The 10,011-nt window shown below is 67.3% G+C and carries 10 protein-coding genes and 1 riboswitch; of the genes, 7 read left to right on the top strand and 3 right to left on the bottom strand.

Annotated elements, in window-relative coordinates:
* Positions 1 to 123: 123 nt before the first annotated feature.
* Genes Q0C12_RS13600 through Q0C12_RS14890 form a run of 3 tightly spaced genes read right to left on the bottom strand, consistent with a single transcriptional unit; the run spans position 124 to position 2,007 of the window.
* Positions 124 to 528 carry a putative zinc-binding protein gene (locus Q0C12_RS13600; protein ID WP_290891081.1) on the bottom strand — a complete coding sequence of 135 codons (405 nt, stop codon included), beginning with the start codon at positions 526 to 528 and terminating at the stop codon, positions 124 to 126.
* A complete protein-coding gene (locus Q0C12_RS13595) occupies positions 525 to 1,772 on the bottom strand; it encodes a hypothetical protein (protein WP_290891079.1) in 1,248 nt (415 codons plus the stop codon). The genes Q0C12_RS13600 and Q0C12_RS13595 overlap by 4 nt, the downstream gene beginning before the upstream one ends.
* Positions 1,759 to 2,007: a DUF2249 domain-containing protein gene (locus tag Q0C12_RS14890; RefSeq protein ID WP_343212464.1), complete on the bottom strand. Its 249-nt coding sequence runs from the start codon at positions 2,005 to 2,007 to the stop codon at positions 1,759 to 1,761. The genes Q0C12_RS13595 and Q0C12_RS14890 overlap by 14 nt, the downstream gene beginning before the upstream one ends.
* A 165-nt stretch (positions 2,008 to 2,172) precedes the next feature.
* A riboswitch (molybdenum cofactor riboswitch) is annotated at positions 2,173 to 2,276 on the top strand.
* Between the two features lie 13 nt (positions 2,277 to 2,289).
* Here Q0C12_RS14890 and moaA point away from each other — a divergent pair.
* From moaA to Q0C12_RS13560, 7 genes are all read left to right on the top strand, one after another.
* Positions 2,290 to 3,270 (top strand): GTP 3',8-cyclase MoaA, encoded by a 981-nt coding sequence (gene moaA, locus Q0C12_RS13590; protein WP_290891087.1) that lies wholly within the window; start codon positions 2,290 to 2,292, stop codon positions 3,268 to 3,270.
* A gap of 33 nt (positions 3,271 to 3,303) precedes the next feature.
* Positions 3,304 to 4,272 (top strand): bifunctional molybdenum cofactor biosynthesis protein MoaC/MoaB, encoded by a 969-nt coding sequence (gene moaCB / locus Q0C12_RS13585; protein WP_290891085.1) that lies wholly within the window; start codon positions 3,304 to 3,306, stop codon positions 4,270 to 4,272.
* Positions 4,272 to 5,516: a molybdopterin molybdotransferase MoeA gene (locus tag Q0C12_RS13580; protein WP_290891083.1), complete on the top strand. Its 1,245-nt coding sequence runs from the start codon at positions 4,272 to 4,274 to the stop codon at positions 5,514 to 5,516. Before moaCB ends, Q0C12_RS13580 begins: the two co-directional genes overlap by 1 nt.
* A gap of 9 nt (positions 5,517 to 5,525) precedes the next feature.
* A complete protein-coding gene (locus Q0C12_RS13575) occupies positions 5,526 to 5,780 on the top strand; it encodes a MoaD/ThiS family protein (protein WP_290891077.1) in 255 nt (84 codons plus the stop codon).
* A gap of 2 nt (positions 5,781 to 5,782) precedes the next feature.
* Positions 5,783 to 6,316 carry a molybdenum cofactor biosynthesis protein MoaE gene (locus Q0C12_RS13570; protein ID WP_290891074.1) on the top strand — a complete coding sequence of 178 codons (534 nt, stop codon included), beginning with the start codon at positions 5,783 to 5,785 and terminating at the stop codon, positions 6,314 to 6,316.
* Positions 6,313 to 6,660, top strand: coding sequence for a hypothetical protein (locus Q0C12_RS13565; RefSeq protein WP_290891072.1), 348 nt, complete (start codon positions 6,313 to 6,315; stop codon positions 6,658 to 6,660). Before Q0C12_RS13570 ends, Q0C12_RS13565 begins: the two co-directional genes overlap by 4 nt.
* 177 nt (positions 6,661 to 6,837) lie before the next feature.
* A partial coding sequence (locus tag Q0C12_RS13560) for a nitrate reductase subunit alpha (RefSeq protein WP_290891070.1) occupies positions 6,838 to 10,011 on the top strand: 3,174 nt, incomplete at its 3' end.

Raw genomic sequence — 10,011 nt, 5'->3', positions numbered from 1 at the left:
CGCCCCAGGCCTGGAGGTTTGGCCCGTGCCGCGAGGACGACCGCGCGGCGACGCGCCGCGGCCAGCGCCACGATGCCGGCGTCGAGCCGGTCGATGAGACCGCGCGCAAACGCCAGGCGGGGATCAGCTGGCATCGGCGACCTTCCCCGGCAGAGCCAGCGCGCCAAGGGCGAGCGCCGCAGGACGCACGACCCTCGCGTACAGCGAGTCAAGTTGGGCCGCGTCTACATCGACGTACGGGCGCTTCTTGACGCCGAACGATGACAGCAGTACGTGGTGATCTGGCTGGACGCCCGCACACGCGAGACAGGCGGTGACGCAGGACATTGCGCAGCCATCCAGCGCCAGGATAGGGCGACCGCTGCGTGCGGTTTTAACCAGTCCAGGCACCCCGCCTCCTACGCCAGCAATACATGACATTTCGGCAAGGCGCTCCCGGTCAAGGCGCAACGCCATCTGGTTCGCCATCTGGGCGGCGCTGGAGCAGCCAGAACAGGAGTAGACGAGGGGCGGCTTGGTTTGCGTCATGCCAGGCTCCTTTGGAGCTGGAAGGTGCGTGTCGCGCGCCGCGGGCTACTCATTGCGAGTGCCAATAGAACGAATGCGAAGCTCCAGCACGCGGCGACTGCGAGGGCGAGCGCCAATGAGGGATGCGCCGCGAGCCAGGCCAGCCCGCCTGTCGCAAGGGTCTGGGCGCCCAGCCAGCGCCATTTCGCCCGGTCAGGCAGCAGCAAGTGGACGCCTGGCAGCTGCTGGCCGCGTTTGCACTCACGGTGCAGCTCAATCCAGCCGATGAACGCCCCAATCTCGAGCATCATGGACAGCACGAGCAGCGGCAGGCTGCCGCCAAGCAGCATCGCCGCCGGCACCAGCCCGGCAGACGCGCCCTTGGCGACCCAGATCATCCCGGCCATGCCGGCGAGTCCAAGACCCAAACACCACGACGCAACCAGCGGCGCGTTCCGCCGATGCGGCCGCCGGGCCAGCGCGAGCAGTGCAACTGCGGCCAGCGCGGCCAGCGCGATGCCCATGAGTAATGTCGCCATTTCGTTGTCCGCGAACCGCGCAATCAGGATCGACAGCGTCGCCATCGCCGGCGCGAATCCGAGCCAGCGCAACAACCGGTCGGGACGGCCTGTACCCATCAGCATCGGCATCACCACCAGCGAGACGCTGGCGAGCAAGGCCGTGAAGACCAGGCCGACCCCGGCAATGGCATGAATATCTGTCCAGCGCGCAAGATCCAGCTCCAACCGCCCGATCATGGCCGCGACGAGCACCGCGCCAAGCGCAGCGACAAGGGGCCACGCAACGAGCGGGATGGCCAATCCGACGCGCAACCATGCCGGACCATTGGATCGCGCGAGGCCAAGCAGCATCGCGCCACAGACGGCACACAGGCACAGTGTCAGCACGACGCCGCCAATCTGCAGGGCGACGGGCTGCACCCAGATGAAGCCGGAAACCAGGACGGCGACACCAACGTTCCATGCCGCATGCAGGAGCCTCCATGCCCGCGGCGTGCCCGCAGGAGGCGAGGAGGCGGCCGCTGCGAGGAACTGCAGCAGCGCGCCCAGGCACGCCTGCCCGATGACGCCGAGCACCACCAGATGGACCAGCGCGAGCAGGTCCGGGTGCCAACGCGTAGCCCAAAGCGCGGGGTCTAGCCAAGCCATCAGAAGCCCCGCAGCCAGCCCCCAGGCGATCGCGCCGCCGAAGAAACGCAGCGGACGATCGACAGGCGGCGAACGCTGGACATCAAGGCCCGACATCTGGCCTGCGGATGTCAACCCGAGCCCCGCCGCAAGGCAGGTGGCTGGCCTTCCACTCGAAACCGGCGTCGCTCAATGCAGAGAACAGTGGCAGAGGCCACAACGGGGTGAGGACCGCCTGGCTGTCACCGGGCCGAAGCAATTTGGCGGCGTCCATGCTGCGCATCAGCGGCATGGGTGGAGCGAGCTCGCGAAAGTCGAGCGGATCCGCCGGACCGTGATTGGGGCCATGCATGGGTATGACTACGGAGGCTGGGTGCCGCCAGTGTCCGGGTTTGCGGCCGGTGGCGACCTTGATCCGGGTCAAGCCCGGCACATTGGGCCAGAAACTTGATCCGCATCAACACCTGTTGTATCCAGCTACACGTAAAGTGCGCCAATCCCCGGGGCGACCCGGGGCCTCCGAGTCGTTCCCCCTTCGCTGCGGCATGGTGGACGACCCGTGGCCTGCGGGCCGCACGGGTGTCGCTGGAAACGGCGCTGCCTCCCGGTATTGGAAAGGAGCGACATCGTGACAATGACCCTCGGCGATCGTTTCGGCCGAAGCTTTCCCTACTTGCGCCTGTCGGTCATCGACGCGTGCAACTATTCATGCACCTACTGCCTGCCCTCGGGTTTCCGTGCCACGTCCTGCCGTCCGCCTCAATTGGCCACCGACGAGATTCGGCGACTTCTGGCGGCCTTCGCGCTGGCCGGCATGCGCAAGGTGCGCATCACCGGCGGAGAGCCGTCGCTGAGACGCGATCTTGATGAGATCCTGGCCATAGCCGCCGCCCAGCCGGGGATCGAAAAGGTGGCGATGACCACCAACGGCTGCCTGCTGCTGCGTCGCGTTTCCGCATGGAAGGACGCTGGCCTGACCCATCTCAACGTCAGCGTCGACGCCCTTGAGCGCGAGCGTTTCGCGGCGATCACCGGCCACGACCGCCTGCCCGATCTGCTGGCCGGGATCGATCGCGCGCTCGGCCTCGGCTTCGGGGCGGTCAAGCTCAACGCAGTGCTGCTCAAAGGCCTCAACGACGACCAGCTCCCAGCTTGGTTGGACTATCTGCGCGACCGACGGGTTTCGCTGCGCTTCATCGAGCTGATGCGTACCGGCGACAACCTCGAATACTTCCAGCGCCACCACCTGCGGGCGAGCGTGGTTGAAGAAAAGCTTCGCGCCGGCGGCTGGCGTGAGCTGCCGCGCGCGGTGGACGCCGGCCCGGCCCGGGAGTATGCCCACCCCGAGTTCCTGGGCCGGATCGGGATCATCGCGCCCTACTCCAAGGACTTCTGCGCTGGATGCAACCGCCTGCGCGTCACGTCCACGGGAGACCTGCGCCTGTGCCTCTTCGGCGAAGCGGGCATTCCGCTCCGGCCGCTGCTGCAGGACGATGCCCAGCGCGACCAGCTGCTGGCCACGCTGGGCATCCAACTGGGCGAGAAGGACGCAGGGCATCGCCTCCACGAGGGTGAAACCGGCCTGACCAGCAACCTTTCCACGATCGGAGGCTGACGCGTGAACACCCCTGCCCCACAAGGCTTCCACATGGCCGACGTGCGACGTAAACGGCCGACGCCGCGCCGTGCCGTCGCGGTCGGTGAACTGCACGCCGGCCCGGTCGGGTTCGCCGCCCTGCGTGACCGCCGCCTGCCCAAGGGAGATGCCCTGGCGATGGCTGAAGTCGCCGGCATCCAGGGTGCCAAGCAAGCCTCGATGCTGATGCCGCTGTGCCATCCGCTCAATCTTGAGTACGTCGATATCCGCTGCGTGCTGGTGCCTGAGCGCCACGCGGTTCGCGTGTACTGCGAGGTTGGCCTCGAGGCGCGGACAGGGGTCGAGATGGAGGCTCTGGCCGGCCTCAACGCGGCGCTGCTGACACTTTACGACCTGACCAAGCCAGTCGAGCCGGCCCTGGCCTTGGCGGGAATGCGCCTGCTGTTCAAGGAGGGTGGCAAGAAAGGGCTGTGGCTCCACCCTGAAGGGCTGGACGAAGCCGAGCGTGCGCATTACCGCCCGCGCGCGGCCCCCCGCCTCGACGGCGTCCCGGTTCTCGTGGTCACGCTCAGCGATCGCGCCAGCGCGGGAGCCTACGACGACCTCTCCGGCCCCGAAGCAGTGCGGGTACTTGAAGGACTCGGCGCCAGCGTACGGCAGGCGCTGCTTCCCGATGGCATCGAGCCCTTGGCCACGACGCTCGCCACCGCGGCCGCCGAGGGTGTCCGCTTGGTCCTGTGCACCGGGGGCACCGGCCTTGGGCCGCGCGATCTCGCGCCGGAGGCACTGGCCCGGGTAGCGTCCCGCCGCGTGCCCGGGCTCGGCGACCTGTTCCGCGCGGCCAGCAGCGCCCACACCCCGTTGGCCTGGCTGAGCCGCGCCGACGCCGCCCTGGTCGGGGAGTCCACGCTCGTCATCCTGCTGCCGGGCAGCCCCAAGGCGGTGACGCAGGGCATGGCCATACTTGCGCCGCTGTTCGCGCATGCGCTGGCGATGGTGGCCGGGGAGGCCCACCCGTGATGCCTCTTGAGCAAGCGCGGGCCTTAGTCCGCGAAGCCGTGAGGCCACTCGGCACCGAGCGCGTGGCGCTCGCGAATGCCGATGGGCGGGTGACGGCCGCGCCGGTGATCAGCCCGATGGACCTGCCGCCGTTCGACAACGCCGCCATGGACGGCTTCGCGCTCGCCTATGCCGGGGAGCTCGACGGCGGCTTCGTCCTCGACGTTACCGGCGAGCAGGCGGCAGGTGACCTCGCAAGCACAGCGGGGTTGGGGGCCTGGGAAATCATGACCGGGGCCCGGGTTCCGGACGGGTTCGATACGGTGGTGCCGGTGGAGGACGTGGCGGTGCTTGCCCGTCATCCGGCCGGCCAACCCTCCCGAATCGCCCTCGGATCCGCGCCCCGGCGCGGCCAGCACGTGCGCCTGCGCGGCCAGGACATCGCCGCAGGAGACTGCGCGGTGCCGGCCGGGATTTGGGTGGACCCCTCGGTTGCGATGCTGCTCGGCGGCATCGGCGTCTCCGAACTCGAGGTACGCCGGCGCCCCCGAGTCGCGCTGCTGTGCACGGGCCGCGAGCTGATCGATACGCCCGGCGCGGGCCTCGCCAGCGGACAGATTTACAACACCAACGGGCCCTTCCTCGCCCGCCGCCTGGCGCTCGCTGGCGCCGAGGTCATCATCAACCACACGATCCACGACGACCCGGCCGTCTTCCGTGAGGCCGTGCTTGCAGCGCAGTCCGCAGGCGCCGATGTGGTGGTCAGCACCGGTGCGGTCTCCATGGGTAGATACGACTTCGTGCCCGAGGTGCTGAGCGAACTGGGCGCCTCACTGCTTTTCCACAAGGTGCGCATGCGCCCGGGCAAGCCGCTGCTTGCGGCTACCCTGCCCTCCGGGGTTCTTTGCGTTGGCCTCCCCGGCAATCCGGTTTCCAGCGCAGTGGGTCAACGCTTTTTCGTCGAAGGCGCCCTTCGCCGCATGCTCGGGATGCCCGATGAGCGTCCCTGGCGCCTGCCGCTCGCCGCCGACGTCAGCAAGAAGCCTGGCTTTGCGATGCTTCAGAAGGCGTCGCTCGAACTGGACGGCGACGGACGAGTCCGGGTCCGCCTGCTGCAAGGCCAGGAATCCTTCCGTACCCGTCCCCTGCTCGATTCTCGCGCCTGGGCCATCCTGCCGGAGGATTCCGAACTGGTGGCCGCCGGCTGCCTGGTGGACGTCCTGCCGCTTGGACACATCCATTCCAACCTTTTTTGCGAGGCCTGAACCATGCAAGTGACCCTCCAGCTGTTCGGCGTCTATCGGCGCTTCCAGGAAAGCAGCGCCATCGAACTGACTTGCGCGGACGGCGCCACCATTGGCGACGTGAAAGCAGCGCTTGGCGCGTATGCGGCAAGCCATTGGGATGGCTGGCACGAGCGGATCCTGCGCAGCACGGTGCTCGCCTCGAAGGAAGCCGTACTGCGGAATGACGACCCCGTTCCGCCCGATGGCCACCTCGCCATCCTGCCGCCCGTGAGCGGGGGTTGACCATGGCCGCCAACCCCACCGTCATACAGACCGTCGTGCGCGATATTGGCAATGCGGCGCTCGACCCCGCCGAGGCGCTGGCTTTCGTATCGGACGACGCGTTTGGCGGCATCGACATGTTTATCGGTCGAGTCCGCCGCCAGTCGCATGGGCGCGCCGTGACCGGCATCCACTACGACATGTTCGACCCACTGGCCCTGACGGTGTTCGCCCGTGCGGCGCAAGCCGCCGTGGCATCGTTCGGGCCCGCACTCAAGGTCTACGTCGGCCATGCAAAGGGCCGGCTGGCGATAGGCGACCTCGCCGTGGTGATCGCGGTGGGCAGCCCGCACCGGGACGAGGCGTTCCGCGCGTGCCGCGAGGTGATCGAGACGGTCAAGCACCAGGCGCCCATCTGGAAGCAGGAACACTTCGTGGACGGCGCCAGCGAGTGGAGCGAGGGCTGCACCCTGTGTGGCGATGACCACGTGGCGATCTCGCCGACGGCCGCCCCATCACCGCTGCGGCGTGACGCGCGCGGGGCCGGCACCGCATGAAGCTCCAACTTGAAGGTCAATCCGCCCGCGTCCGGCTCGCCGAAGCGGAGCTCGACCGCCTGTTGGCCGGTGATGCCTTGCGCGGGCTTGTGAAGACTCCACTCGGCGCATGGGCATGGAGCCTGGTGTTGGGTGGCGAGGCCAGCCTGGCGTGCCCCGTGCCCGGCGAATGGCGCCTCACGGCCCCCGAGGCGGACTTTCGCGCCTTCACATCCGAGCGCCCCCGGCGCGACGGCTTCACGCTCGAGCTGGCGGTCCCGGACTCGGCGCCGCTGCAGGTCCGACTCGAGGTGGACGTCCGGGACAGCCGGCGACGCCAGGTCGCCTCCGCCGGGTCGGGCTGACTTGACGCATGTCAGAAAAGCGCCTGAATTTTTCCGGCATACTTTGGCCCATTCCGTCAGTGCGCTGTCGCACCCAGCCACCCGGGACAGGCGCTTGGCGCCGGCCGCATCCGGTCTACGGACCGCGGTTGATGACTTCCCAGCCCGCTGCAAGCGATTTCCGCCAGGAGCATACGCATGAGTTACTTCCTTGATCGGCTCAACTTCCTGAAACCGGCGGCTGAGCCGTTCTCGGATGGCCATGGAACCACCAAGCAGGAGGACCGGAGCTGGGAGGACGGTTACCGGAAGCGCTGGCAGTACGACAAGATCGTGCGCTCGACGCACGGCGTGAACTGCACCGGATCATGCAGTTGGAAGGTCTACGTCAAGAACGGGCTGGTCACCTGGGAAACCCAGCAGACCGACTATCCGCGCACCCGCCCCGACCTGCCGAACCACGAGCCGCGAGGCTGCCCGCGCGGCGCCAGTTACTCCTGGTACCTCTACAGCGCCAACCGCGTGAAGTACCCGCTGATGCGCTCGGCCCTGCTCAAGCTCTGGCGGGAGGCGCGCAAGACGATGGCGCCGGTCGATGCCTGGGCCTCGATCATCAGCGACCCCGCCAAGGCCAAGAGCTACAAGAGCAAGCGCGGCATGGGCGGCTTCGTGCGCGTGGAGTGGGACGAGGCGAACGAGATGATCGCCGCCGCAAACCTCCACACCACCAAAGAGTTCGGCCCGGACCGCGTGGTCGGCTTCTCGCCCATCCCGGCGATGTCGATGGTCAGCTATGCCGCCGGCGCACGCTACCTTTCGCTGCTTGGCGGCGCCTGCCTGAGCTTCTACGACTGGTACTGCGACCTGCCGCCGGCCTCGCCGCAAGTCTGGGGCGAACAGACCGACGTGCCCGAGTCGGCGGACTGGTACAACAGCCGTTACATCATCGCCTGGGGCTCGAACGTGCCGCAGACGCGCACACCCGACGCCCACTTCTTCACCGAAGCCCGCTACAACGGCACCAAGACGGTCGCGATCACCCCGGACTATTCCGAGGTCGCCAAGCTGACCGACCACTGGCTGCACCCCAAGCAGGGCACCGACGCCGCCCTCGCCTTCGCCTTCGGCCACGTGATCCTGCGCGAGTTCCACGTCGACAACCCGTCGAAGTACTTCACCGACTATTGCCGCCAGTACAGCGACATGCCGCTGCTGGTGCGGCTGGAGAAGCGCGCCGACGGACGACTGGTCCCCGAACGCTTCCTGCGGGCGTCCGACCTCGGGGGCCTCGGCGAGGCCAACAACCCCGAGTGGAAGACCCTCGCCTTCGACGAGATTTCCGGTGACATCACCGTGCCCAATGGCTCGGTCGGGTTCCGCTGGGGCGAAAAGGGCCGCTGGAACATTGAAGAGAAGGACGGTCAGGGCCGCGAAACGCGCCTGCGCCTGTCGCTCAAGGACCACCACGACGCCATCGAGTCGGTCAGCTTCCCCTACTTCGGCGGCGTGGAAAACGAGTACTGGACCGAGTCCAAGTTCTCCGACGTGCTCGACCGCAACATCCCGGTCAAGCGCGTGGTCCTGGCGGACGGCAAGGAATGGGCGGTCGCCAGCGTGTACGACCTGATGCTGGCGCAATATGGCGTCGACCGCGGCTTCGGCGGCGGAAACGTCGCCTCCAGCTTCGACGACAACGTCCCCGGCACGCCGGCCTGGCAGGAGAAGATCACGGGCGTGCCGCGCCTGGACGTCATCCAGGTCGCGCGGGAGTTCGCGCGCACCGCGGACAAGACCCACGGGCGCTCGATGATCATCGTCGGCGCAGCGATGAACCACTGGTACCACAACGACATGAACTACCGCGGGCTGATCAACATGCTCGTGATGTGCGGCTGCGTCGGCCAGACTGGCGGCGGCTGGGCCCACTACGTGGGCCAGGAAAAACTGCGCCCGCAGTCCGGCTGGACGCCGATCGCCTTCGGGCTGGACTGGAGCAAGCCGCCGCGCCAGATGAACGGCACGTCGTTCTTCTACTTCAACTCCAGCCAGTATCGCTACGAGAAGCTGGATGTGAGCGAGATTCTTTCGCCACTCGCGGACCCGGCGAAGTTCACCGGCTCCCTCGCCGACTACAACCTTCGCGCCGTGCGAATGGGCTGGCTCCCGTCGATCCCCCAGCTCAACACCAACCCGCTGAAGCTGGTACGGGAAGCCGAAGCGGCCGGCGTTGCGCCTGTCGACTACGCGGTCGGCAAGCTCAAGGACGGCAGCCTGGACTTCGCGTTCTCCGACCCGGATGCGCCCGAGAATTTCCCACGCAACCTTTTCATCTGGCGATCGAACCTGCTTGGCAGTTCCGGCAAGGGCCATGAGTACATGCTCAAGCACCTGCTGGGCACCCGGCACGGCCTCCAGGGCAAGGACCTCGGCGAACGTGGCGCGACCAAGCCCGAGGAGGTCAAGTGGCGTGAAGAGGGCCCGGAAGGAAAGCTCGACCTGCTTGTGACCCTCGACTTCCGGATGTGCACGACGGCGCTTTACAGCGACATCGTCCTGCCCACGGCCACCTGGTACGAGAAGGACGACCTCAACACTTCCGACATGCATCCATTCATCCATCCCCTGTCGAAGGCAGTGGATCCGGCTTGGGAAGCACGCAGCGACTGGGACATCTTCAAGGGCATCGCCCGCACAGTCAGCGCGATGGCGCCCGGCGTGCTTGGGGTGGAAAAGGACCTGGTACTGGTTCCTACCCTGCACGACACCCCGGGCGAGATCGCCATGCCGTTCGGCGTTACCGACTGGAAAAAGGGCGAGTGCGAGCTCATTCCCGGTCGAACAGCGCCCAACATGGTGGTGGTCGAGCGCGACTACCCCAACCTCTATCGCAAGTTCACCTCCATCGGCCCCCTGCTGGACAAGCAGGGCAACGGCGGCAAGGGAATGAGCTGGGACACCAAGCACGAGGTCGATTTCCTCGCCAAGCTCAACCACGCGGTTGTCGAGGACGGCATCAGCCTGGGCCGTCCGCAGTTGGAGACCGCGATCGACGCCGCCGAGGCGATCCTGCACCTGGCGCCGGAGACGAACGGTCACGTTGCGGTCAAGGCGTGGGCTTCGCTTGAAACCTTCACCGGCCGTGAGCACACACACCTGGCCGTCGGCAAGGAACACGAGGCGATCCGCTTCCGTGACATCCAGGTACAACCGCGCAAGATCATCAGCTCGCCGATCTGGTCTGGCCTGGAAGACGACAACGTCAGCTACAACGCCGGTTACACCAACGTCCACGAACTCATACCGTGGCGCACGCTGACCGGCCGCCAGCAGTTCTACCAGGACCACGAGTGGATGATCGCCTTCGGCGAGGGC

Origin of the sequence: Arenimonas sp., from assembly GCF_022842045.1 — a bacterium.
GTDB lineage: Bacteria > Pseudomonadota > Gammaproteobacteria > Xanthomonadales > Xanthomonadaceae > Arenimonas.
Note: the sequence above shows the minus strand (reverse complement) of the source record. Positions and strands in the feature narration are given on the sequence as shown.